This window comes from Streptococcus mitis (assembly GCF_009496285.1).
In the GTDB taxonomy this organism is placed as follows: domain Bacteria; phylum Bacillota; class Bacilli; order Lactobacillales; family Streptococcaceae; genus Streptococcus; species Streptococcus mitis_BP.
Map to the genome: position 1 here is coordinate 1 of NZ_WIJK01000016.1, position 25,006 is coordinate 25,006.

22 protein-coding genes and 2 pseudogenes are annotated in these 25,006 nt (G+C 39.0%); 3 read left to right on the forward strand and 21 right to left on the reverse strand.

Annotated elements, in window-relative coordinates; translation table 11 throughout:
* The 15 genes and pseudogenes from GEZ89_RS06160 to GEZ89_RS06235 all read right to left on the reverse strand — a co-directional run.
* Positions 1 to 313: pseudogene (locus tag GEZ89_RS06160) on the reverse strand (SAM-dependent methyltransferase); the annotation flags it as partial.
* Between the two features lie 53 nt (positions 314 to 366).
* A pseudogene (locus GEZ89_RS06165) lies at positions 367 to 680 on the reverse strand (23S rRNA (uracil-5-)-methyltransferase RumA); the annotation flags it as partial.
* Positions 681 to 1,078: 398 nt separating this feature from the next.
* Positions 1,079 to 1,570, reverse strand: a complete 492-nt coding sequence (locus GEZ89_RS06175; RefSeq protein WP_153225366.1) for a phosphoribosylanthranilate isomerase — start codon at positions 1,568 to 1,570, stop codon at positions 1,079 to 1,081.
* A 20-nt stretch (positions 1,571 to 1,590) separates the two neighbouring features.
* Entirely contained in the window at positions 1,591 to 1,809 is a 219-nt protein-coding gene (locus GEZ89_RS06180; protein ID WP_194251840.1) for a hypothetical protein, read from the reverse strand.
* Between the two features lie 175 nt (positions 1,810 to 1,984).
* Positions 1,985 to 3,343 carry a 23S rRNA (uracil(1939)-C(5))-methyltransferase RlmD gene (gene rlmD / locus GEZ89_RS06185; RefSeq protein WP_153225399.1) on the reverse strand — a complete coding sequence of 453 codons (1,359 nt, stop codon included), beginning with the start codon at positions 3,341 to 3,343 and terminating at the stop codon, positions 1,985 to 1,987.
* Between the two features lie 74 nt (positions 3,344 to 3,417).
* The gene (locus tag GEZ89_RS06190) at positions 3,418 to 4,392 is read right to left on the reverse strand and encodes a DUF1002 domain-containing protein (RefSeq protein ID WP_153225367.1); all 975 of its coding nucleotides are present in this window, start codon (positions 4,390 to 4,392) and stop codon (positions 3,418 to 3,420) included.
* A gap of 82 nt (positions 4,393 to 4,474) precedes the next feature.
* A complete protein-coding gene (locus tag GEZ89_RS06195) occupies positions 4,475 to 5,077 on the reverse strand; it encodes a lysozyme family protein (protein WP_075231768.1) in 603 nt (200 codons plus the stop codon).
* On the reverse strand, positions 5,077 to 6,051 hold the full coding sequence (locus GEZ89_RS06200) for a nucleoid-associated protein (RefSeq protein ID WP_194251836.1): 975 nt from the start codon (positions 6,049 to 6,051) through the stop codon (positions 5,077 to 5,079). Before GEZ89_RS06200 ends, GEZ89_RS06195 begins: the two co-directional genes overlap by 1 nt.
* A gap of 7 nt (positions 6,052 to 6,058) precedes the next feature.
* Positions 6,059 to 7,315, reverse strand: coding sequence for a serine hydroxymethyltransferase (gene glyA / locus GEZ89_RS06205; protein ID WP_153225369.1), 1,257 nt, complete (start codon positions 7,313 to 7,315; stop codon positions 6,059 to 6,061).
* A gap of 67 nt (positions 7,316 to 7,382) precedes the next feature.
* Positions 7,383 to 7,814 (reverse strand): GNAT family N-acetyltransferase, encoded by a 432-nt coding sequence (locus GEZ89_RS06210; RefSeq protein ID WP_153225370.1) that lies wholly within the window; start codon positions 7,812 to 7,814, stop codon positions 7,383 to 7,385.
* A gap of 1 nt (position 7,815) precedes the next feature.
* Complete coding sequence (locus tag GEZ89_RS06215) at positions 7,816 to 8,418, reverse strand: L-threonylcarbamoyladenylate synthase (protein ID WP_194251837.1); 603 nt, start codon at positions 8,416 to 8,418, stop codon at positions 7,816 to 7,818.
* Positions 8,411 to 9,238: a peptide chain release factor N(5)-glutamine methyltransferase gene (gene prmC, locus GEZ89_RS06220; protein ID WP_153225371.1), complete on the reverse strand. Its 828-nt coding sequence runs from the start codon at positions 9,236 to 9,238 to the stop codon at positions 8,411 to 8,413. The genes GEZ89_RS06215 and prmC overlap by 8 nt, the downstream gene beginning before the upstream one ends.
* Positions 9,238 to 10,317 carry a peptide chain release factor 1 gene (gene prfA / locus GEZ89_RS06225; protein ID WP_001028810.1) on the reverse strand — a complete coding sequence of 360 codons (1,080 nt, stop codon included), beginning with the start codon at positions 10,315 to 10,317 and terminating at the stop codon, positions 9,238 to 9,240. The genes prmC and prfA overlap by 1 nt, the downstream gene beginning before the upstream one ends.
* A gap of 9 nt (positions 10,318 to 10,326) precedes the next feature.
* Positions 10,327 to 10,806 carry a GNAT family N-acetyltransferase gene (locus GEZ89_RS06230; protein WP_153225372.1) on the reverse strand — a complete coding sequence of 160 codons (480 nt, stop codon included), beginning with the start codon at positions 10,804 to 10,806 and terminating at the stop codon, positions 10,327 to 10,329.
* Positions 10,796 to 11,395: a thymidine kinase gene (locus GEZ89_RS06235; RefSeq protein ID WP_153225373.1), complete on the reverse strand. Its 600-nt coding sequence runs from the start codon at positions 11,393 to 11,395 to the stop codon at positions 10,796 to 10,798. Before GEZ89_RS06235 ends, GEZ89_RS06230 begins: the two co-directional genes overlap by 11 nt.
* A 123-nt stretch (positions 11,396 to 11,518) precedes the next feature.
* On the opposite strand from GEZ89_RS06235, the gene GEZ89_RS06240 reads away from it, so the two are divergent.
* Together GEZ89_RS06240 and mnmE are read left to right on the forward strand one after the other, a co-directional pair.
* The gene (locus tag GEZ89_RS06240; RefSeq protein ID WP_001117401.1) at positions 11,519 to 11,701 is read left to right on the forward strand and encodes a 4-oxalocrotonate tautomerase; all 183 of its coding nucleotides are present in this window, start codon (positions 11,519 to 11,521) and stop codon (positions 11,699 to 11,701) included.
* Positions 11,702 to 11,823: 122 nt separating this feature from the next.
* The gene (gene mnmE / locus GEZ89_RS06245) at positions 11,824 to 13,197 is read left to right on the forward strand and encodes a tRNA uridine-5-carboxymethylaminomethyl(34) synthesis GTPase MnmE (RefSeq protein WP_153225374.1); all 1,374 of its coding nucleotides are present in this window, start codon (positions 11,824 to 11,826) and stop codon (positions 13,195 to 13,197) included.
* Between the two features lie 435 nt (positions 13,198 to 13,632).
* Here the strand turns inward: mnmE and hemH are convergent, their stop codons facing one another.
* Complete coding sequence (hemH, locus tag GEZ89_RS06255) at positions 13,633 to 14,727, reverse strand: ferrochelatase (RefSeq protein ID WP_153225375.1); 1,095 nt, start codon at positions 14,725 to 14,727, stop codon at positions 13,633 to 13,635.
* 154 nt (positions 14,728 to 14,881) lie between these two features.
* Here hemH and pepT point away from each other — a divergent pair, with 154 nt between their 5' ends.
* Positions 14,882 to 16,105 (forward strand): peptidase T, encoded by a 1,224-nt coding sequence (gene pepT, locus GEZ89_RS06260; RefSeq protein WP_153225376.1) that lies wholly within the window; start codon positions 14,882 to 14,884, stop codon positions 16,103 to 16,105.
* Positions 16,106 to 16,181: 76 nt separating this feature from the next.
* Here pepT and GEZ89_RS06265 read toward each other — a convergent pair whose 3' ends face one another.
* The 5 genes from GEZ89_RS06265 to lacG all read right to left on the reverse strand — a co-directional run bounded on the left by GEZ89_RS06265 (position 16,182) and on the right by lacG (position 24,865).
* The gene (locus tag GEZ89_RS06265) at positions 16,182 to 19,178 is read right to left on the reverse strand and encodes a pneumococcal-type histidine triad protein (protein WP_153225377.1); all 2,997 of its coding nucleotides are present in this window, start codon (positions 19,176 to 19,178) and stop codon (positions 16,182 to 16,184) included.
* 7 nt (positions 19,179 to 19,185) lie between these two features.
* Complete coding sequence (locus GEZ89_RS06270) at positions 19,186 to 20,115, reverse strand: metal ABC transporter substrate-binding protein (protein ID WP_153225378.1); 930 nt, start codon at positions 20,113 to 20,115, stop codon at positions 19,186 to 19,188.
* Positions 20,116 to 20,268: 153 nt separating this feature from the next.
* Positions 20,269 to 22,851, reverse strand: coding sequence for a pneumococcal-type histidine triad protein (locus tag GEZ89_RS06275; protein WP_153225379.1), 2,583 nt, complete (start codon positions 22,849 to 22,851; stop codon positions 20,269 to 20,271).
* A 310-nt stretch (positions 22,852 to 23,161) separates the two neighbouring features.
* Positions 23,162 to 23,416, reverse strand: a complete 255-nt coding sequence (locus GEZ89_RS06280) for a DUF3884 family protein (RefSeq protein WP_075231579.1) — start codon at positions 23,414 to 23,416, stop codon at positions 23,162 to 23,164.
* Positions 23,417 to 23,458: 42 nt separating this feature from the next.
* Entirely contained in the window at positions 23,459 to 24,865 is a 1,407-nt protein-coding gene (gene lacG, locus GEZ89_RS06285) for a 6-phospho-beta-galactosidase (RefSeq protein WP_153225380.1), read from the reverse strand.
* Positions 24,866 to 25,006: the final 141 nt, after the last annotated feature.

Genomic DNA, 25,006 nt, shown 5'->3' on the forward strand with positions numbered 1-25,006 from the left:
TAACACAATCAATATTATATTTTTTCGCAACCCTATTTAAATTATCTATACAATTCACTTTGTGCTTCTCATCTATTTCATTTCCGTATATATCATTTTCCAATCCATAGATTATCCTATCTTTAGAAAAATTTTGTTTCAAGCAGTCAATAATATATCTATCAACAATTTCAACAAGAAAAGCTCCATCACCACAAGAATTTTCTAGAACCTTTTTCCCATATAGCTTTTCTATATACCCAACTTGATTTAATATCTCAACGACAATATTGTGAGGAGTAAACACTTGACATTCAATATTAATACTTTCCATATATTCGCTCTCCTTTTTCATATAATTTTTAACTTGAATTAGCACCTTTTCTATTAAATCATCTTAAAATACCTTAAAGCATCGATGATAGTTTCCTCGTTTTCCGGTATGCATTGTGGAATAAACTATTTCTCTTTTTCCAATTTATTATAATGCTCCCTCAGTACAATACCAAATTTCTTTTTAATCTGTGCAATAAAATGTGTCGAAACCTTTAAATCAAACTTTTTCAATATATATATTCCTTGATTGTTTTACTTTCAGCACTTGTCAAATCGAGCTTATTAAGCTTAATTTCACCATCTATATGCTTATCGACGTCGAGTTTGGACAAAAGTGCCACACACTCAACGTGATGCGTTTGTGGGACTCAAAAGGTTTGGGTGAACCTTTTGAGGATTAACTCCGTTTCACTAACAAACTCACACACTCAACATGTGGTAATATTCTGCTTTTATACTAATAAACAAAAGGCAATGAAAATCATTTTAAAATGATACTGTGGAACGGAAAGATTATCATCACTTCCAAAAGAAACGACATCCATAACTCCACTTAGAATTACAATTGATAATTCTCTAACATTAATCATCTAATTATAAAATCGTTACTTTCAATAATGGATAAGCTGATCTAAAATTTAAAATCCTTTTCTTTACTAATTCTATTACTAGCCAATATAGTATAAATTAAATGACCAATAAAAATGATGATAAAAATAACATAGCAGCCAGTCTTACAACTTACTACTTTTCATATGATAATTTACAAATGTCTTTCCAGCCACTCGATCTTTTTAAAATCCTTATTGTTATTGTGATCATTTCGATAGGAGTCTTGAGAAGAAGCTTTGTAAATACTTCGATACTGCTCCAGACTTGGAAGACGAAAAGTGATGCCTTCAATGTGAATAAGCTCTATATCCGACTCCGAAACTCCTGCAAAATCAAGTAAGGAATCGATACTTCCAAATTCAACACTCACTCGATCCTTTTGGAATTCATGCTCATGAATATCTATTAAGACGTAGCCTAAGTCTTTCATCACTTTCATTATCTTGTCCCAGTCATAAATTCTGAGATGATCAGGCGCTTCCCAACCTCTAGGGTCACCAGGCACATGAATGTCAATGTCAGACGGCCCCCAATTTTCTTTCGTTCTAAACTCCAATCCCAAAGAACCCATCAGTGTCGGTGTAATTCCGACTCGATTTAAATGGAAACAAATGGTTTTAAATTCTTCAAATAAGAGACTCATGTTTACTCTAAACCTTTCATCTAAATGTTGGTTATTTCTACTTTATTACCTTGAACAAAATCATTTTCATTTTCTAGAGTATATCCAGTTATTTTAGATACAAATTCTTTTTCTTCTTTTAAGGTCCCAAATGCGACTAGATCTTTATAAGAAGGATTTTGATATAATTCCAACATATACATCTCTAGTCCTTCTGATTTTTGAACGATTATCCACATTTCACAAACAAGCTTAAACATTCAGCGGTTCGCTATTACCGTATCGTTTCGTCGTATACTTCTTACTCTACGACACCTATCCCATGGGCTGATCATCTGCTTCTACTTCGCTACTCTGTAGCTCGTACAAGCAGTGATACTACCTTGACATGGTGCGTCTGCGGGACTCAAAAGGTTTGGGTGAACCTTTTGAGGATTAACTGCGTTTTACCAACAAGCTCACACACTCGACGTGGTGCGTTTGCGGGAAAAGATCAACCGGCTGGACTTTCTTCAATTCATAGCCTAGCTCTTGATAGAGTTTGATATCTCGAGCCATGGTTGCTACATTACAAGAGATATAGGCGATGCGATCAGCTCCTGTTTGTGCACTTGCTTTGATGAAGCTTTCGGTCAAGCCCTTCCGTGGTGGGTCAACCAAGATAACGGTTGGTTGGATACCTTCCTTTAGCCAATTCTTCATGGCATTTTCAGCTGTATCACAGACATAGTGAGCATTGGTGATGCCGTTTAAACTAGCATTCCTCTGGCTATTCTCTACCGCTTCTGGGATGACTTCAACTCCATAGACTTCCTTGACGTGTTTAGCGACGGATAGTCCAATGGTCCCAATTCCTGAGTAGGCGTCAATCACTACATCCTCTGCTCTTAACTCCGCAAAGTCAATAGCTGTCTGATAGAGTTTCTCTGCCATTTCAGTATTGACCTGGTAAAAGGCTGGTCCAGAGATTTGGAAATCATTGCCCAACATTTGGTCCGTAATATAGTCTTGACCATAGAGAACTCGCCATTCTTTCCCAAAAATGGCATTGGTATTCTGGTCATTGATGTTCTGCATGATAGATACAATTTCTGGAAATTGCTTGATGAGTTGTTCAATCAACTGTTCAACTCGGAAAACTTTAGGACGAGTTGTTACCAAAATGACCATGATTTGACCTGAATGATGTCCACGACGTACAACAAGGTTACGAATCAAGCCAGACTGCTCTTTCTCATCATAAGGCTTCAAGTCATATCGACGGAGTAAATCACGTAGGGCTAGAATAACCTGATCAATGACTGGATCCTGAATGTAAAAATCTTCCAATGGCATAAGGTCATGAGAATTCTTACGGAAAAAGCCAGTTTCCAGAACACCATTTACTCTACGTACAGGAACCTTGGCCTTGTTGCGATACTTGATAGGATTTTCCATACCAAGTGTATCAGCAACCTCTACATCTCTGATTCCTGCAATTTTATAGAGGCTGTCTTTTACTTGCTTGGTTTTAAACTTGAGTTGCTCTGGATAAGCTAAATGACCAAAGTCAGCTATTCCTGAACGCAAATAAGCCAAATCTAAGTCTTGATTACGGTAAGGAGATTGTGTAAGGTATTCCTCAACCTTACCAAAGCCAATCTTCTTGTTGACTTTAAGGACACGCATGAGGATTTTCTCAGTTGGTAGAGCATTCTCTACAAAAAAGACCAAGCCATCTACCTTGGCAACACCTGCTCCTTCATGTGTCAGATCGACAATCTCTACTTCTACAATATCATTTTTCTTTAACATCATTTTCACTTTCTATCAGCCGACAAAAAAAGACGGCAACTGTTCTGTTACCATCTATTATACCATGAATTACCCTAAGCACCAAAACTCTTGAAAAAGTTTACAATTGCTTGCCAAATAGCACTGAGGATATTGCCACCGTCTTGAATAGCTTTATTAGCATCAAAGTTAAGGTCTATATTGCTAAAACTATCTCCTGCTTGCGCGACGATACTTTGTTTCAGATCCTTTAGAGTCTTTGTGAAATCTTCGTTATTGAGAATATCACTCTTGGAAAGATTGAAGGCAAAGTTGATGATGATATTGATCTGATTTCCTGTTATAACCTGATTCAACTTATAATTTTTCAATGTATCTTCAACAATCTTACGAACATCATCTTCAGTAAGCTCACCCTTGGACTCTTTAGCTTTAGCGATAGCAGATTTGATATCGGCAAGGGCTACATTGAGTTTATTGGCATCGTAGCCTGATTTGTCCTTGTTTTCATCGTTGATGTCTGACAAGGCTTTTAGTTCTTCCTGAGCCAGGTCTTTATTTTCTTGAGGAAGTTGAACACCATTAGCTTCTAACGAATAGTAAATACCTGCTAGGGCACTTTCACCTGTTACAGGGATTGGTGCAGCTACGGTTATACGAGCATGTTCAACACCCAAGGTAACGGCCGCATTACGGTACATGTCTTGGGTCACTTTAGTGATATTTTCAGGGGTTTCAATCTTCACTTCAAGTGGAGATTTTTCACCTAATTTTTGAATTTTGGCAGACGAATAGAGCTGGAGACTAGAGTCATTGGCGACATTCATAATCTTTGAGTAGACATCTGGCGTCATAGTCTTCAGTTCTTTGGTATCTGTAGAGGCGTTATAGCCGAGTTTTTTTAAAGTTTGATTTTTTTGATCTTCAGTGAGAGAAGAACCCAAGACGTACTCAGGTTGAACATAAGTTTCATCAATTACTTTTTGAACATCAGTGGCTGCTTGAGCGCTTTGCAAAGTTGCAACTGCTAAAAGAACAGCAGCACTAGTCAGAAAGAATTTCTTTCGCATGAGACGTTCCTCCTTTTCCTATCTAGGATAGTCGATTAGCCTTAAAGAAAGCTTATAAAAGCACCTAGAATTTTCTAAGTGCTTAAAATAGATTAAAAAATTTAATAATATAGAGATTTAGTTGAACCTGTCTAGAGTAATAATAGTTCCCTCCATCTACATAAAGTTCTCCACCTTGAAAGATGGAAATTGGATTGACATATCGATAGGTTTTTCCAGTTGTATTTCCTAAAATCGGAGCAACGGTATCTCTTGAGTATTGTTTAGCTAGGGCAAGGGTATTTTCTTTCCCATTTTGGGCGATAAAATCGATATAAGCAGGCCCAAAGTTATAGGCCTGTACAGCAGTCCAAGCATCTACACCCTTTTCTTGTGCTAAATAAAGATTCTCGGTCAAGGTTTGAATTCCCTGACGAATACTACTCCTATTGTCAGAAATCGTATTTGTAGTTCCGCTGGCAGACTCACTAGACTGCATCACGTCGCTTTCTTTACCTTTGGTTTCGGTATAAATCATGGCCAGGACTAGTTCTTCATTTGCTGGCGTATCTTGCTCACTTAAAACCTCTCGTACCAAGGATTGATAGGTCATGACCTGCTTCACATCCCGATACATATGAAAAAGTTTATAACCAGTAAATAAGATAAGAACAAGCACCAAGACCCTTCTTATAAATTTAAACATTATTTGCTTTGTATATCCTCGATGTTTTTGATTAAGATAGAGTAGGTACCATTGTCATTTTGGATAAATTCGACCGACTCAGCATCTTGGTAAATATTATTGGGTACGATTAACTCAATCCCATTTGACAGAGAAAGCTTTTGGTTTTCAAATTTCTTTAATTGACGACTAGCATCGATTTCATCAAACTGAACTGGCTCTGGCACTGCTTCCTTGACTTGGTCAATAAAGCTAAGACGTGCAGTGAGATTGTTGTCAAAAAGGTCATTTGCCAATTTTTCTGGAGACAATTCATTGCTTTTTTCAAGATTATTAAAAATAGCTGATTTGACCTTGGATTGAAATTGAAAATCATCTGTATTAAATGTTTCAGCAATTCTCTGAGCTGTTTTTTCCAGTTCCTTGATTGACTTCTTAGGTGAAATCTTTGGCTGAGCCTGTATCAGATTCTCAGAAAAATAGTTCAAAAAAGTTCCGTTATACTTGATTCGTTTTTCAATCAGGTGATATTTTCGGCTTTGAAGATTGACCACCAAGGCCTCATCTGCGCCTGTACCAAATCCTGGAAGATTGTTTTGAGTTAGCTTGATTGGATTATCAACCTCTCCACCGAGGTGGGTCAAGGTCTCACGCAGTGCAATTCTTAGGAAGGCAAAATGCTCTACACCTTCTTTAGAAAATTGCACAAAAATCAAGTCGTTGGTCTTGAGATTTTCAGAAATGCTGAACTCCTCTTTCCAGAGGTTTGCCAGTGTCACCGACGTCTCCAATAAATCATCTGTAATATGATTGAAGAAGGGATTTTCTTCTTCGAAAATCCCAGTCTTGGCTTCATCTGAATACACACGTTCGATTTTCTTGCGTAGGTATTCCTCGATTTTTGGAGTGATATTGAGAAATTTATCCGCTAGAAACAACTCTGTGTCATCCGGGCTGAACTGATGGATAATAGCTTTCTTAATATAAATGTCCATAAAAATTTTAGTCCTCGTATAATGGGAAGGCATCTGTCAAGGCTTTGACATCGCTTCTTACTTCATCTAAAATAGCTTCATTTTCTGCATTCTTAAGAGTTTTAATGATAAGTTCAGCCACTTTACGACTTTCTTCTTCACCAAAACCACGTGCAGTTGTTGCTGCTGCACCGATACGAATACCACTTGTCTTAAATGGTGACAAAGTTTCGTATGGAATTGAGTTTTTATTTAGGGTAATATTGACCTCATCTAGCAAGTTTTGAGCAACTTTTCCGTTTTCTACAACCTTAGTTACATCAACTAGAAAGAGGTGATTTTCAGTACCACCAGAGATAATACGGAAATCAGGGTCTTGCAAGAAGACTTCTGCCATAGCCTTGCTGTTCTTAATAACATTTGCTGCATATTCCTTGAATGCTGGATCCAATACCTCTTTAAAGGCAACAGCCTTAGCAGCAACAACGTGCTCTAAAGGACCGCCTTGAATACCTGGGAAAATTGCTGAATTTATTTTCTTAGCTAGTTCCTCATCATTAGTCAAAATCAAACCCCCACGTGGACCACGAAGGGTTTTGTGAGTCGTTGTTGTTGTGATGTGAGCGTATGGCACTGGACTTGGGTGAAGACCAGCTGCAACCAAGCCAGCGATATGAGCCATATCAACCATGAGCTTAGCTCCAATAGCATCAGCAATTTCACGGAATTTTGAAAAGTCGATAATTTGAGAATAGGCTGAAGCACCTGCTACAATCAATTTTGGTTTTACTTCTTGAGCTTGTTTCAAGATGGCGTCAAAGTCTAAAAGTTCGGTTTCAGGATCAACACTATATGAAACGAAGTTGTAGGTTTGACCTGAGAAGCTAACAGGAGCCCCATGAGTCAAGTGTCCACCTGCTGCCAAATCCATCCCCATAACGGTATCACCTGGTTCAATCAAGGCCATGTAAGCCGCACAGTTGGCTTGGCTTCCTGAGTGAGGTTGGACATTAGCGAATTTAGCGCCGAAAATTTCTTTTGCACGTTCAATAGCTAGAGTCTCTACCACGTCTACTACATCAGTTCCACCATAATAACGGCGTCCTGGGTAACCCTCGGCATATTTGTTTGTCAAGATAGACCCTTGAGCTGCCATAACAGCCTTGGAAACTACGTTTTCCGAAGCAATCAACTCAATGTTATTTTGTTGGCGTTCTTCTTCTTTGGCAATAGCATTCCAGAGATCAGCATCGTATGCTTTAAAATCATCTTTGTCAAAAATCATAGGTCTTCTCCTTTATAGTGTGACAGGTCTTTTAGTTTGTTTTTACAACAAGAATATAAAATCCAAACTAAAAAATGCGAATAAACCGTTTCTGCGTCTTATCGCAGGTATAACCAACTTTTTCATAGAAAGCATGCGCACCTAAACGATGGTCTGCAGAATTTAAGCGAATAAAGTTATAGCCTCGTTTTTTTGCTTCTTGTTCCAATCCTTGGAGCAAAGTTTTTCCGATACCCTGACCCTGTGTTTGAGGCAAAACAGCTAAAGCTAGGATATTAAAACCTGGTTTTGAATAAAGGGATTCATAAACCTCGGCATGGACATAACCAAGTAAGTCATGGCTGGTCGAATCCTCGAAACCCAGTAGGTAGTGATGAGAGTCCTGAGATAACTTAGCTAGTTGACTAGACGTTTCCTCTAGACTAAACGAATAACCTAAAGCTTCTTTATTAATCTCACAAATAGCTGCAACATCTGTTGTTTTCAAATCACGTAGCATATCATACCTCCTCAAAAGGGATTTTAGGTAGCTTGGCAAGAATGTCTTCTTGAGTGATGGAACCTTGCCGTAAAATTTTTACCTTGTCACCAGATAGGTCTAAAATAGTCGAATCCTGACCTGTTAAAAAAGCATCATCTTCTAGTCCCAAGACCTCTTGGTCAAAGTCTTGAAGAATCTTGTGAAAATTAACTCCACTTGATTGCCCTGAGATATTGGCAGAAGGTCCTATTAAGGGGCCAAACTCACGAATCAAGTCCAGAGTTACTGGATGACTAGGCATGCGAAATCCAACAGTCATCAAATCTGAATTGACCCAGTAAGGAACCTTGTTATTATCTTCTAAGATAATGGTCAAAGGGCCTGGCAAAAAACTTTCAACCAGTTTATTGAGATAAGGTGGCTGATTCTTAGAAAAGTTCAAGATATCGTCTAAACTTGCGACATTGAGATTAAGTGCCTTGTCTCTTGGGCGACGTTTAAGCTGATAAACATGGTCAACTGCCTTTTTATCCAAAGCTTTTGCAAAGAGACCATAAACTGTTTCTGTCGGCAAAACTACAGCTCCACCTTTTTCCAATTCTTGCTTAATCTTCTCAATCATCAATGACAACCATCCTATCTTGGCCAAATTGGTCTTTCAGAGTTCGAACTCGTTTCTCTGGAAGATTTTCCATAAAGAGAGCGGGCACACTTTTTCCTTGTTTGTAGCCAATTTCAAGATAAATCTTACCACCATCATTTAGAAAGTCCTTTGATTCTTCCGCAATTCTGCGATAGATCGCTAGACCATCCTCATCTGCAAAGAGGGCTAAATGTGGCTCTGAATGGAGAACATTCAAACCTACTTCTGCCTCATCTACTCGAGATATGTAAGGTGGATTGGATACAATTATATCATATTTTGAAGAAATTTCGGAAAAACAGTCAGATTTAATAAAGGATAATGTTAGACCTTGTTTATTAGCGTTTTCCATCGCCAGATCCAAAGCATCTTGAGAAATATCGGCAGCTGTGATTGTCCAATCAGGTCTATTTTTAGCTAAGGCAAGAGCAATAGCACCACTCCCTGTTCCAATATCCAGAACTTTAAGATTTTCCTTTGGATTCTCAGCCAGGGTGAGCTCCACTAGTTCTTCTGTCTCTGGTCGAGGAATCAAGACCCGCTCATCTACTTTTAACTTCATCCCAAAGAATTCAGCATGACCGATAATATACTGGGCGGGTATATGATTTGCCAATTTCCTGTAAATGTCCTCTATAAGCTGTAACTCTTCATCTGTTACCTCTCGCTGGAGAGCAAAGACAAAGTCTGTAAAAGATAGATTTTTCAGGCTACGATAGACAAAGGAGAGGCTTTCTGCTTCCTCTCCTTGTGCTATCAACTTTTCCTCAAAATCCTTAAAAATTTGAGCTAATTTCATTATTTGTTTAATTCTTCCAATTTTTGAGTTTGGTCGTAAAGAACCAAGGCGTCCACAACTTCATCTAGTTTACCAGACAAAATCGTATCTAGTTTTTGAAGAGTCAAGCCAATACGGTGGTCGGTAACACGGTTTTGTGGGAAGTTATAAGTACGGATACGTTCTGAACGGTCACCAGTACCGATAGTAGACTTACGCTCTGCGTCTTGCTCGTCTTGAGCAATCTGTGCAAAGTGGTCAGCAACACGCGCACGGATAATCTTCATAGCCTTCTCACGGTTCTTTTGCTGAGTACGTTCTTCCTGCATTTCAACCTTGATATTGGTTGGCAAGTGAACAATACGAACGGCAGTCGCAACCTTGTTGACGTTCTGTCCACCAGCTCCAGATGCGTGGTAAATATCCACACGAAGGTCTTTGGGATCAATATCGTATTCTACTTCTTCGACTTCAGGCATGACAAGGACAGTTGCTGTTGAGGTATGGACACGCCCTTGGCTTTCTGTCACAGGGACGCGCTGTACACGGTGAGCACCAGACTCATACTTGAGTTTAGAGTAAACAGACTGACCAGAAACCATAGCAACTACTTCTTTAAAACCGCCAACACCGTTCATTGAAGCTTCCATAACTTCAAAACGCCAGCCCTGAGCTTCAGCATATTTTTGGTACATGGTTAGCAAATCGCCAGCAAAAAGTGCTGCTTCATCACCACCTGCAGCTCCACGGATTTCAAGGATGATATTTTTGTCATCGTTTGGATCTTTAGGAAGGAGCAAAATCTTCAGTTTTTCTTCATATTCTTCTTTTTCAGCCTTAGCGTCTTTCAATTCTTGCTTAGCCATTTCTTCCAAGTCCGCATCTCCGCCTGATTCTTTAATCATCTCTTCGGCATCAATGATATTTTGAAGGACTTGTTTGTATTCGCGGTAGGCAGTTACAGTATCGCGAGTAGAAGCTTCCTCTTTTGAAAGCTCCATGAAACGCTTGGTATCAGAGACCACATCTGGGTCACTGAGCAATTCTCCCAATTCTTCATAACGGTCTTCTACTGCTTGTAGTTGATCATAGATGTTCATTTTTTCTCCTTATTTCTCAATTGTTGAATCGTATATTGCTACTACTTCGTTCTCAAATATTTCCCCAGTTTCTTTAAATCCATAACTGAGGTAACAAGATCTTGCATGTTCATTTTCTGGTTCATAAGACAACCAAAGTTTATTGGATAAACCTGCTGGCGCTGTCCGAACATAGTCTAGCACCTTATCCATAATTGGTTTAAAATATCCTTGATCTTGAAAATGCTTATCAATCATGAAACGAAAAAGTAAATAATTTCCATTACTAATTCCGATTTTTTTATCATAAGCTAACATCACAAAACCTATGATTGCATCATTATCATAAACTGCCAATGGAGCTACAAAATCTCCATTTTTTGTGTAGACATATGCTTCAGCTAAACTAATTGCGTTGGTAGCAATAAATTGTTTTTGATATTCCTTAACATCCAAATTCAGAACATCAAAATAATTTTCCATTGTAACATCTCTTAGTTCAATTGTCATAGTCTTGTTCCTTTTTGGATGTTATCAGTGGTGCAAAATAATGTTTACGGCAAACCGAGATATAGGTTTCATTGCCACCTATCTGGATTTGCTCTCCATCATAAACGGGCAATCCGTCCTGCGTACGCAAGACCATGGTCGCTTTTTTCTTGCAATACTGGCAAATGGTCTTGATTTCGTCAATCTTATCTGCTAAGAGCAAAAGATATTTTGAACCTTCGAATAGTTCATTACGAAAGTCATTTTTTAAACCAAATGCCATGACAGGTATATCTAACTCATCGACAACACGAGCTAGGTCGTAAACATGGTGACGCTTTAAAAACTGGGCTTCATCGACAAGTACACAGTAAGGTTTTTCAGGTAAATCTCGGATGAACCCAAAGATATCCGTCGTTTCCTCAATAGCAACTGCTGGTCTTTTCATCCCAATTCGACTTGAAACATAGCCAACACCGTCACGCGTATCCAGAGCCGAAGTCATAATCACAACTCCCTTTCCTTGCTCCTCATAGTTATAGGCTACCTTGAGAATCTCAATCGTCTTGCCTGAGTTCATGGTCCCATAACGATAATACAACTGTGCCATGCTTCTATTTCACGTCCATTTCTAAATTTTTGCTACATTCTAGTATACCATATTTTCTCAAAGCTTTAAACGGCAAATTGTGGTAAAATAGAAGAAATCAAATAACTAGTGGAGGACGCAATTATGCCATTTGTACGCATCGATTTATTTGAAGGACGCACGCTAGAGCAAAAGAAAGCCCTAGCCAAGGAAGTTACGGAAGCTGTTGTTCGCAACACTGGTGCACCTCAATCTGCTGTTCATGTCATTATCAACGATATGCCTGAAGGAACCTATTTCCCACAAGGCGAAATGCGCACTAAGTAAAGCTTAAGCAATCTGCTTATGCTTTTCTTTATAAGTAACATTCATTGAAGAAAATACTAAAATTTGTTACAATTTGAAGAGATATTAGTCTATACAAACAAATAAACTATAAAGGAATTGAAATGATTACACGGGAATTTGATACCATTGCAGCCATCTCGACACCGCTTGGTGAAGGGGCTATTGGGATTGTTCGTTTAAGCGGAACGGATAGTTTTGCCATTGCGCAGAAAATCTTTAAAGGCAAGGACTTGAGCAAGGTTGCTAGCCACACTCTTAACTACGGCCACATAGTTGATCCTCAAACTGGTAAGGTCATGGACGAGGTTATGGTAGGGGCTATGAAGTCTCCAAAGACCTTCACTTGTGAGGATATTATCGAGATTAACACCCACGGTGGGATTGCCGTAACCAATGAAATCCTGCAATTGGCTATCCGTGAAGGGGCACGCATGGCAGAACCTGGAGAATTTACCAAGCGTGCCTTCCTCAATGGTCGTGTGGACTTGACTCAGGCTGAAGCTGTTATGGATATCATTCGTGCTAAGACTGACAAGGCTATGAATATAGCAGTCAAACAACTTGATGGATCCCTATCTGACCTCATTAACAATACTCGTCAGGAAATTCTCAATACCTTGGCTCAGGTTGAGGTTAATATCGATTACCCTGAGTATGACGATGTGGAAGAAGCCACTACTGCTGTTGTCCGCGAAAAAACAATGGAGTTTGAACAACTCTTAACCAATCTCTTAAAAACGGCACGTCGTGGGAAGATTCTCCGTGAAGGGATTTCAACGGCTATCATTGGTCGCCCCAACGTTGGGAAATCAAGCCTACTCAACAACCTCCTACGTGAAGACAAGGCTATTGTAACGGATATTGCAGGGACTACTCGAGATGTCATTGAAGAGTACGTCAATATCAACGGTGTTCCACTGAAGTTGATTGATACTGCTGGTATTCGTGAAACAGATGATGTCGTGGAACAAATCGGGGTTGAACGCTCCAAAAAAGCTCTCAAGGAAGCTGACTTGGTACTACTTGTCTTAAACGCCAGCGAACCTCTAACTGCCCAAGACCGACAACTTCTTGAAATCAGCCAAGATACCAACCGTATCATCCTACTCAACAAAACTGACCTACCTGAGGCAATTGAAACTCAGGAACTTCCTGAAGATGTCATCCGTATTTCGGTCCTAAAAAATCAAAACATTGATAAGATTGAAGAACGGATTAACAACCTCTTCTTTGAAAACGCAGGCTTGGTCGAACAAGATGCTACTTACTTGTCTAATGCCCGTCATATTTCATTAATTGAAAAGGCGGTTGAAAGCCTACAAGCTGTTAACGAAGGTCTTGAGCTGGGGATGCCAGTTGATTTGCTTCAAGTTGATTTGACACGTACTTGGGAAATCCTCGGAGAAATCACTGGTGATGCTGCTCCAGATGAACTCATTACACAGTTGTTCAGCCAATTTTGTCTGGGTAAATAAGAAAAAACTAGGTCAAAAAAATGCTAGTCACCTAAAAAGAGGTTGGGACAAAAGTCCTAGCCTCTTCTTGTCTTTGGATTGTCGAGCAAGATGCAGTGGTTGAGTGGGCTCTACTACGCTGATTTCATCAGCTTTTACAGCCCTACTCAACTGTACGGAGGTGGGACGACGAAATCGAATTCTAACGAATTACCGATTTCTGTCCCACTCTCTTTTTCTTACAATTTCTAAATTATATCCTACCTTAGCAGATATCTGAAACAAACCTTATACTCAATGAAAATTAAAAAGCAAACTAGCTGCAGGTTGCTCAAAGCACTGCTTTGAGGTTGTAGATAGAACTGACGAAGTCAGTAACATATATACGGCAAGGCGACGTTGACGCAGTTTGAATTTGATTTTCGAAGAGTATAACCAGTTCTTTTCTATTTTCACTTAGTCTTTAGGTAATTTGCCAGCTTTTTCAAGCATTTTTTTGATTAAATAAGGCATCTTGACATTTTCACGACCTTTTTTCTCAATTAATTTTTTAACAAATTCTGGCATTTGTAAGTCTTGTGATTCATCTAAAATGTTCTTAGTTTCATCCGAAGGGACTAATTCATCAAAGGTTTCTTCTTCTGGGAGGAATTCTCTAAATTCTTTATGTTCGTTAGCTCGGACAATATTGACCAAGGCATCAATCAAACGAGAATCTGTATTTGGCATTGGTGGACGATGGTAGTTCACCTCCAATTCCTGACACAAGTCATGACATTCCACATCGTTGTCAAACAAGACTTCAATATGCTCACTGATAAAACTAATAGGCACAAAAATATAATGCTCTGGATGTTCTTCCTGTTCTCTAAGATACTCCAATACATCTGGTTTGATCCAAGGAATACCAATATCACTTTCGCTCTGCCAAGTGTTGGTATATTGCTCTGGTTTCAAGCCTAATTTCTCAGCAATTAACTTGCTATTTTCGAAAATCTGGTCGATATAGGGATCACCAAAATCCAAGGCAAAAATGGGCACACTGTGGGCAGAAAAGATGACTTTAAAGCTATCCTGTTTCACCTTTTCTTTTAAAATCTTATCAATTTCAGCTGTCCAATAATTTAATAGTGCTTCTTCTTGATACCAGTCCTTAATAACTAAAAACTGAATTTGTTTGCTTTCCAGAAACTTTTCGTACCCCATGACAGAGTAAAAGGAATAGTGTGGCTCCAAAATCAAGCAAATACACTTTTCAATTCCATCTGCTTCCATTTGCCGAATTACATCTGGAATAAAAGGGGTTGAAAATTTATTGGCAAAATAGACACTATATTCATTTCCTAACCTAGCTTCTACCAAGGCAACTTCTTCACGGGTAATTCTTTGAAGTGGAGTTCCTCCAATTCGAACATAATTATCATAAAGGGTTTGAATCTCGTGGTCTTGAGGTCGAACTCCTCGACGAATGTTGGTAAAAAAATCGGCTACCCCTTCAAAGGTAATCTCTTCTGGTGAACCAAATGTCATCATTAAAATCGCTTTTTTCATATTTGCATCCTTGTGATATTTTTATCTTTTTTATTGTATCACTAAAGAAGCCATAAGTAAACGCTAACATAAGAATTTTATCTCCTTTCTGACTTTTGTTTTTCTCTTCCTTCTATGATACAATGGTTTTAAAAGAAGTAAAAAAGGAGTTTTTATGAAATACCCAACTTTGTTGGAGCGTTTTTTGACTTATGTCAAAGTCAATACACGTTCTGACGAACATTCAACCACTACACCAAGTACCCAAAGTCAAGTAGACTTCGCAACCAATGTCCTCATCCCTGAGATGAAACGTGTTGGTTTGCAAAATGTCTACTATCTACCAAACGGTTTTGGTATCGGTACACTTCCAGCTAACGATCCTAGTTTGACTCGTAAGATTGGCTTTATCTCCCACATGGATACAGCAGATTTTAATGCTGAAGGTGTTAACCCACAAGTAGTTGAAAAATACGACGGTGGCCTTATCGAGCTTGGGAACTCTGGTTTCAAACTAAATCCAGCGGATTTCAAGAGCTTAGAGAAATATCTAGGGCAAACCTTGATTACAACTGATGGAACTACTCTGCTCGGGGCTGATGACAAATCTGGTATCGCTGAAATCATGACAGCTATCGAATACTTGACTGCTCATCCTGAGATTAAACACTGTGAAATCCGTGTCGGCTTTGGTCCGGATGAAGAAATCGGTGTCGGTGCCAATAAATTTGATGCAGAGGATTTCAATGTTGACTTCGCTTATACAGTCGACGGCGGACCTCTTGGAGAATTGCAATACGAAACCTTCTCCGCTGCCGGTGCAGAACTTCACTTCCAAGGACGTAATGTTCACCCAGGAACTGCTAAAGGGCAAATGGTTAACGCTCTCCAATTAGCCATCGACTTCCACAACCAACTCCCAGCTGGTGACCGACCAGAATTGACTGAGGGTTACCAAGGATTCTACCATCTCATGGATGTAACAGGTACTGTTGAGGAAGCGCGTGCCAGCTACATCATTCGTGACTTCGAAAAAGAAAACTTCGAAGTACGCAAAGCCGCTATGCAAGCTATTGCTGATAAGATGAATCAAGAACTTGGTAGCGCTCGTGTAACCTTGACTTTGACAGACCAGTATTACAACATGAAGGAAGTCATCGAAAAAGATATGACTCCAATCACCATCGCTAAATCAGTGATGGAAAGTCTTGATATTGCACCAATTATCGAGCCAATCCGTGGAGGAACAGACGGTTCTAAAATTTCCTTTATGGGAATTCCTACACCAAATATCTTCGCTGGTGGAGAAAATATGCACGGTCGTTTTGAATACGTTAGTCTACAAACAATGGAACGTGCAGTTGATACAATCATCGGAATTGTAGCTTATAAAGACTAAAGAGGTCGGGAAAAAATTCCCGACCTCTTTTTTATCAGCAACCTACTTTTGACACGGTAGCTGACTGAACATTTTGTTATTCTGCTACTTTTTCTCTTGTTTCTGGAGATGTAGTTGCAGGAGTTAAGGTTGACTCAGCTTGTTTATCATTTGTTTCTTTATTGGCTGTTTCGGTGTTAGCTTCATCTGGCTTGACTTTGGATTGAAATTCTTGGTTTAAGGAGACAATTTCTTGAGCAAGAGCTAGAAGAGCTTGCTTGTCTTTGCTTGCTGCACTAAGCTTATCAAATAAGGCGTCCACTTTTTCAAAATCAGCATCAGAACCATTATTCATTTCTAAATAAGTATGAAGGGCAATGACACCATTATAAAGTTTTTGGTAGAGAACTAAAACTTCTGGGTCTTGGTTAGCATTCTCACGTTCAGTCTGAATGGTTTGTGAAATACGCTTCAGAAGATCTTGGACTTGCGTATTTAATTCATCTAGGTCAGCATCCTCTTTGTCAAAGGCAACTTTCAGATTCTTCACTTCGTCAACAAGTGAAGCTTTAACACCTTCTTCTTTGACTTGAGCTACTAATTCTTCAGCTTTTGTTAAAAGTCCTGCCACCTGACCTTTTAAGACATGGTTACTTTGTTCCTCAGGTTGAATATCATCAAACAAACCTTTCAAGAATTCATAGACTGCCGTTTTAGCACTGTGACCATCAACTTTTTCTCTATCTAAGATTGTTTCAGAAGACTTGCTTGCAACTGGTTCATTTTTAAGAGCTTCTTCAACTTCTAGTTTTGTTTGATAGATTTCAGGGAAGAGTTTGTTCAAGTCAGTTGCCTTAAGGAAAGATTGTGACTGATAAAGAGTCCAAGTTAAGTTAGCAACTTTATTTCTAAGAGTGTCGTTTAAACGACCATCTGACAGATGTTGATAGAAATACTTAATGTATTCGACTGTCGTAACACCAGTACGATCATTAAAATCTTGCAGAGCTTGTAGTTTAGCTTCAACTGCATCTAAACCTGCTTCATCTTGGGCTAGTTTATTTTCTTGAAGTTGAGTCAAGAGATCCTTTTTAGGTAGTCCATAAGCATCTGTGTCTAATGTATTAATCTTATCTACTAAAGCTTGATATTTCTTGTCTAATGGACTGATTTCTGTTGGTTTTACACTAGAGTCAACGTGGATATACTGCTTGTCAAAAAGATCTAAAGCAGCCAGATAACCAGCTGTTGAGTTGGTTGAGAGCTTCTTCAAATTTTCAGAGAATTGTCCCAAGGCAAGCTCAATTTGTCTTTGTAAAACTGGTTTATCTTTATAGACTTCACGACTTTCTGCTAGAAGTTGATCAACCTTATTTTGAACAGTAGCTTCATCAAAGGCTCCTGGTTGGTAGTTAGATTGCAAGGCAGGAATCTTATGTTTCAAAGCCACTTCATAGCCTTTAGTTTGTACTTTGATGTAGTGATTATGGTCTCCATGAGGAATGACGAAGCTACCATTTTCAACCTGCAAACTATAAGGAGAAACGCTATCACGTAAAGCAGTTGTATAGAGTTCGTTTAGGAAATCAAGCTCTGCATCGCCTGTTTGAAGCGGAATACGTACGTGTTCTTTTCGAACTGCATAAGGGTGAATGTGAGTTGGGTCATAAGCCTGGTCTGGATTTCCAAATACAAAGAATCCATTTGAAATTCGGATAGCTTCAAGCGGAACACCATAGGTTTTAGAGATGTAAGCTATCTTTTCTTCATCGCTGGTATCTCGAGAGAAACTTTCTACAGTCTTGGCAAGAGGTTTTACAGGCTCTGCCTGATGGTGACCATGTAAATGTTCTTGCGCTGCTTTAATCTGTTCTGCTGACAAATCTTTCTTAAAGAAATAGTGAGCATGGTCTCCATGCGAAACTACAAAACCTTGCTCATCCTCACTAATCACTCGCTCAGCTGCAAATCCATGATCATGTTCATCTTCATTGTGATGATGATCTGCATCTTCATGATCATGGTGGTGTTCATGATCTTCACTTGGTTTGTTTGGATTTTCTACAGGATTTGACGGACTTACTAGACCTGAAAGTGGCATCAAACGAGCAATCTTTTGCTCCAAAGCAGATAGACTACTATAAGGAATGAAATGGTAGTGATTACCGTGTGGAATCGCAACTCCTGACGGTGTTCGACTGGTAATTTTAGCTGGGTCAAATACCAAACCATCAGATTCTTGATAGCGTTGACTAACTGGTAAAGCATATAACTGAGCAAGAAGACTTTGAAGGTCGTCCGCTTGAGCTACTGGTTTGTTTGTAGCTGAGTTATCTGCTTGAGGACTTGGTTCAACACTTGGATTCGGTTTATAGTCCGTCACACTCGGTTGACTTCTCCTGCCAGCCAGATAGGCTTGTGCAGCAGCCAACTCGCTTGAGGAAAGTGCACTCTTTGGAACGTAGTGATAATGTCCACCGTGAGGAACGATATAGGCATCACCTGTATCTTCAATGATATCTGCAGCATTAAAGACATAACCATCATCCGTTGTATATCGGCCTTGAGCTCGTGCAGCAAGGACTTCCTTAGTTTCATTTCCTCTATCTGATGTGCCTTCTCGTTTCTGACGCTCAATTTGGTCTTTGGTACGAACATTATCTGCATGGCTAGCATCTTTTAGATAGACATAGTATTTGCCATCAACTTTGATGATATAGCCACCTTTAATCTCATTGACAATATCTTCATCCTTCAGCTGATAGTTTGGATCTTTCATGACCAGTTCTTCACTAAAGATAGCATCATAAGGCACCTTACCATTATAGTAATGGAAATGGTCGCCGTGTGAAGTCACATAACCTTGATCAGTGATTTTGGTAACAATCTGTTCAGCTTCTATGCCTTCCTTCTTGCTAACTTGGTCTGGTGTCAGAGTTTCATTCTTTTTAGCTTCAGACTCTTTACCATCAACGTAGGATACACGGTTGTCATCTTTTTTCTCAGGTGCTTGATGTTGATTTAAAGCATAAGCACAAACACTTAAGGCAAGGACCACTGCAGATCCCGCTAGATATTTTTTATTAATCTTCATAATCTCCTCATTTCAATTCTTCAGCTAAGATAGCCATATTTTCTTCTAAATTTTCCAAGTAGGACTTGTCATTTTGTGGATCTGCCTCTAAAGGATTGAGGGTTTTAAGACTCACACCTGTTGATTTGACAAGAGTGTCCGCTACCTTAGATGATGCATTGCTCTCTGTAAAAATCGTTTTAACCTTATAGGTTTTAACAAATTCCTGAATTTCTGTTAGTTGTCTTGGGCTTGGTTCTTGGTCAGGAGAAATCCCTGCAATCCCAAGCTGATTTAGTCCAAATCGTTTTGCCAAATATGAAAAGGCTGTGTGTTGGGTTACAAAAGTCTTTTGATTAGCTTTTTCAAAGATGGGTTGGTATTTCTTAGTTAATTCTTGAGCTTTTTTGATAAAGGCTTGCGCATTTTTCTGGTAAGTTTCTTTATGCTCACTATCAACCTCTGAAAGTTTGTCAGCGATAATTTGCGCTTCTTCGCCAGCTTTTTCAGGATCTAACCAAGTATGAGGATCGTACAAGGTTTTCTCATCAATCCCATCTCCAGCTTCCATATCTTCTAATCCAGGCACGCGCTCCAAGGTCATACCTTCTGATGCTTCTAAGACCTTTACCTTGGATTTTTGCAGGCTTGGATCCAAACTTCCCGCCCATGACTCTAGTGTATGAGAGTGATAGACAAAAACATCGGCATCATATATTGCTGCGATATCATTTGCCGAAGGTTCAAAGGAGTGAATTCCGCTACTTGACTGAATCATTCGAACATCATTCAAGTCACCAGATACTTCCTTGACCATGGCATAGATAGGATAAAAACTGGTCACAATTTTCATACCTTTAGTTTCATCACTCTTGTCTTGACTGGTCTTTTGTCCACATGCTCCTATGGTAAGAGCAAATAAGGCAATCATGAGCCATAGGATACTTCTTTTTTTCATAACAACTCCTTAACTAGTATTTAACCATTTAATTAACTAGTAAATAGTTTATCTTTATTTAGAAAATATGTCAAGAATTTTTACACAATTTCATAAAAAAGAGAACAGAATCCATATTCTGCTCCCTTTTTATCTTCTATAATAGTTGTATAGTTACTTACTCTCCTTTAATAAGACTAATAACTTTTCAGCTTCTACCATAATAGTATTGTTGTCCTGAGAACCAAATAACAGGTTATTTTTTAATCCTGTGAGAGTTTCGTTGGCATTGGACTTAAGAATTGGATCCTGAATCTTTTTAAGTAACTCTTCCGCCTCTCTCAGTTTTTCTTCAACCTTTTCAGTTTCAACCTGAGGTTCCTCTGGTTCCGATGGTGATTCTTCTTCTGATTCCTCTGGTTCTTTTAGTTTTGGAGATTCTGCTTTCTCATTTTTCGGTTTTTCTTCGCGAGGTTTTTCCTCCTCAATTTTTTCTGTCTGAGGTTTCTCCTCAGTTGGTTTCTCTGTTTGATTGTTAGCAGCTTGACTATTGTGGTTTCTTTGAACATGGTCGCTCGCATTACCCCAACCACTATCTGAATGCGGACGTTCGTTTGGATGTTCGACATAATACTTCACAGTTTCAAATAGCTCTTCTAAAGTATACCCCTTAGGTGCCTCATAAAGACCTTCGTCAAACCACTCAAATTTGATGTTATGGTAATGGTCATAATGAGGTATAATCAAACTTCCATTTTTAACTTCCACAGTATGTTGGAGATTGTAAGGCATACGGTCAAGTGGTACCTTCTTAGCTGCTTTTACTCGATTGTAAATCGCTTCTGCTCCCTTAGCCTCAGTATTTCCTGAACTTTGATGATTTGTTGAAGGAGGTGTCAAACCTTTCGCTTTAGCATAAGCTTGAGCTGCTGCTCTTTCAGCTTCAGACAAACTATCTTTCTTAATCCAATGACTGTGGCTCATATGCGGAGTTACATAGGCATCCCCCTCATCACTGGTGATATCACGGGGATCAAAGATATAGCCATCTTCTGTTGTATACTTGCCTGCCAACTTGGCTACTTGAATCTCATTATCTGTGTAAGTTATTTGTGCATTTGGTTTTCCTAAACGTTCTGGATGACGAATCGGCGCTAGAAAAGCAAGGATATCATCAACTAACTTGACTTTATCACTTGACTCATCGTTGAGACGTTCCAATAGTCTATCCAAAGCGTCAAAATCAGCTTGGCGCCCTTTATTGGAAATCAAATCTTGATGAACTGTTGCTAGTAAATCATAAACTTTGTTGTAAAATTTTTGATCACCAGATGCAAGATTGGTTTTCTTAGCTCCTAACTCATGAGACAAACTTTCTTGTTTGGTAAGTTTATTATCAATGGCTGCAACAGTTTCTGCTGAAAGTTCCTTGGCAAAAATATAACGCGAAATTCCATTCTCTTCGAAGACATAACCATCAACCACCTTTCGAATCGCCTGTTTTACCAATTTTCCATCAATTGGATTGCTTGGACCTGGTTGAGGATTTGGTACAGGTTGTGGACTTGGTATTGGGGTAGGATCTGGAACAGGGATTGGATTTGGAAGACTTGGAGTCGGAATTGGTTTTAATTCTTTACCACCTGCAGTTGTATGATTTCCTTGATAATTTTCAGAAATCATTCTCGCAATCCTCTGCTCTAAATCAGACATTTGAGAATAAGGGATAAAGTGGTAATGATCTCCGTGCGGCACTGCAACACCATTCGCAGTTTTTCTTGTAATTTGCGCTGGATCAAAGACAAGCCCATCTGATTCCACATGTCGTTGGCTGAGTGGCAAGGCATAAAGTTGTTTCAAAAGACTAGATACGTCTTCACTTGGACTTGCTTGATAACTATTATCCACTTGTGGGCTAACACTTGGGATCCATATTCTAGTATTTGCCTCAACATTACTATGATTTGTTTGTCCATATGAACTACTATTCGATGACTCTGATGAGCTGCTAGAAGAATTTGTTGACGGTCGATACCCAACTGAGCTTGTTTGGCCACCTTTACCAGATAGGAAGGCTTGGGCCGCAGCAAGTTCGCTAGCTGATAAGTCACTTTTAGGAATATAATGGAAGTGATTGCCATGTGGAACGATGTAAGCATCGCCAGTATCCTCAATAATGTCACTTGCATTAAAAACATAGCCGTCATCCGTTGTATAACGTCCCTGAGTCCTTGCTAAGGTAACTTCATTGCTAACTTTTGTTCCACTACCATGTCCGTGTTCTTGCTTCTGTCGATTGATCTCATCCTTACTACGAATATTTTCTGCATGGGATGCATCTTTGAGGTATACATAATAACGACCATCAACCTTAATCACATAGCCACCCTTAATTTCATTGACAATATCTGAATCCTTCAACTGATAATTCGGATCTTTCATTAGCAATTCTTCACTGATGATAGCATCATAAGGAACCTTGCCATTATAGTAATGATAATGGTCCCCATGTGAAGTTACGTAGCCTTGATCCGTAATCTTGATGACAATCTGTTCAGCATTAATCCCCTCTCGCTGACTAACTTCATCTGGTGTCAGATTTTCAGTCTTAGTACTAGCCTGATTCCCTTCTATATAAGCCACACGATTAGACTCTTTGCTAGTCTGTACCGCTTGGAAACGCCCCAGTTCATAACTGGAAAGGCTTAAGGCTAAAAGAGCTACCGAACCAAGAACATATTTTTTATTGATTTTCATCTAAACACACTTTCTATTTTCATTTATTCGTTAAAGAAGAACTACACTTTTTCCTAAAGGGCTTCCTTAACCGGTTAAATATCTATTTAGAAAAATAACTCACTTTTAAAACTCCTCCTTCTATTTTCTATTTATCAAACAAGATTTGAGCGAGTGAGTTACCTCTTTATGTACTTAACCAGTTATTTAACTAGTTAATAGTTTACTCCTATCACATAAATCTGTCAAGAATTTTTTTGACTTTCAGGTAAAATCTAGATAAAAAAGAGGAATATCCCCTAGTATGAGATAGATTCCTCTTTATAATATTTTAGTGTTGAAATGGCATAAAATCCGAAACAAAGGAAATGTTATCCTTATCTTCTGCGTTGACAAAATTTAAAAATAGCTTTTGAAATTCTTCAAATTCATAGTCTGAATGACAAATCCACTCCTTACCCGTCGAGACATACCATTTTCCAAGACTTGCAAGTTGCTCCTTGGTCAAGGATGGTACATGAGAGCAATGTTCAAAGTTAATAATATAAACTTTTTCATAGATTGATTTGATAAAATCTTTGAGCATAAACTTTCCTCGCTTAAATTCTATACCTAATAACTAGTTGTACTATTCAATCACTTGGGTCTCAGCTAGTTTTTTGTACCAGTGAGCTGATTTCTTTGGATAGCGTTCTTGTGTATCGAAGTCCACATAGAAGAGACCATAGCGTTTTTCATAACCATTTGACCATGAGAAGACATCCATAAGTGACCAAATGAAATAGCCTTTAACTACTGCTCCGTCTGCAATAGCATCTGAAATAACTTCCATGTGCTTCTTCACATAGTCGATTCGACCGTCATCGTAAACTGTGTTATCAACGAATTCATCCTTGTAACCAAGACCATTTTCTGTGATGTAGATTTTCTTGTAGTTTGGATAATCCTTTTTCACGCGCATGATTTGGTCGTATAATCCTTGAGGATAGATAATCCAGTCCCAGTCAGTACGAGGTACATAGTCAGGAGCTACACGACGACCAACACCCTTGATCTGGTATTTAGAGCTTCCTTTCTCCCCTTTACCATTATGGATGATTTCTGTCTCACCATCAAAAGCTTCCATCCAATCGCTCATATAGTAGTTAATTCCGAGGAAGTCATTCAAATCTTTAGCTGCTTCAAGCGCTAAAAAGTCTTCGTCACGCAAGTCAAGCTTTCCACCATTGGCAGCCAAGATAGCCTCTACCCCTGCCAGGGTCTTTTCAGAGTAGTGCCCCAGATAAGTTGCATCTAAGATAAATTTGTTATGGATAATGTCCTCCAACTCTGCCGCAATAACATCTGCAGGATTTTTAGGATCCAATGGATACTTAGTTGGAAGGGCGTGAACAACCCCGATTTCACCTTTATAGCCTTTGTCTTTGTACAATTTCACAGCACGAGCATGAGAAACCATCATATTGTGGTGGGATTGGAAGACTTTCGCAAGGTCATATTGAATACCTGGTGGGAATTTACCGACCAAGTATTGACCGTCACCGATTGGACCAATTTCATTAAAGGTTGTCCAGTAGTTTACTTCTGGGAATTCTTCAAAACAGAAGGCAGCATAATCTACAAAGTGTTCGATATTTTCACGATTCAAGAAGTCTCCGTTTGAGTGAAGAGCTTCAGGTGTATCAAAATGGTGAAGAGTTACGAACGGTTCTACATGACGTTTATGACATTCTGCAAATAACTTATGATAGAATTCTACCCCTTTTGGATTTACTTCACCATAACCTGTTGGAAAAATACGTGACCAAGCAATTGAAATACGGATACCGTTTACCCCATATTCCTCAGCAAACTTTAAGTCCACTGGATATTTATGGTAGAAATCACTCGCTGGTTCAGCTGTGTACCAATAGTTATCTGCTAGGTATTTGTCCCAGGCAACAGGACCTTTACCATCTGTATGCGTAGCTCCTTCTGCTTGATAAGCCGCTGTTGCGCCACCGAAAATAAAATCTTTAGGAAGTGTTTTTGTCATTTTTTCACCTATTTCTTGATTGGATAAAATGAAAAGTGAGCGGAGAGGAGCTAGTGAGCTATCCATCTCCATCTCACTTCTTGTAGCAAGTCACCGAATTGTGACATGAGGAGGTAAAAACGATATCTTTTTACCGACGAA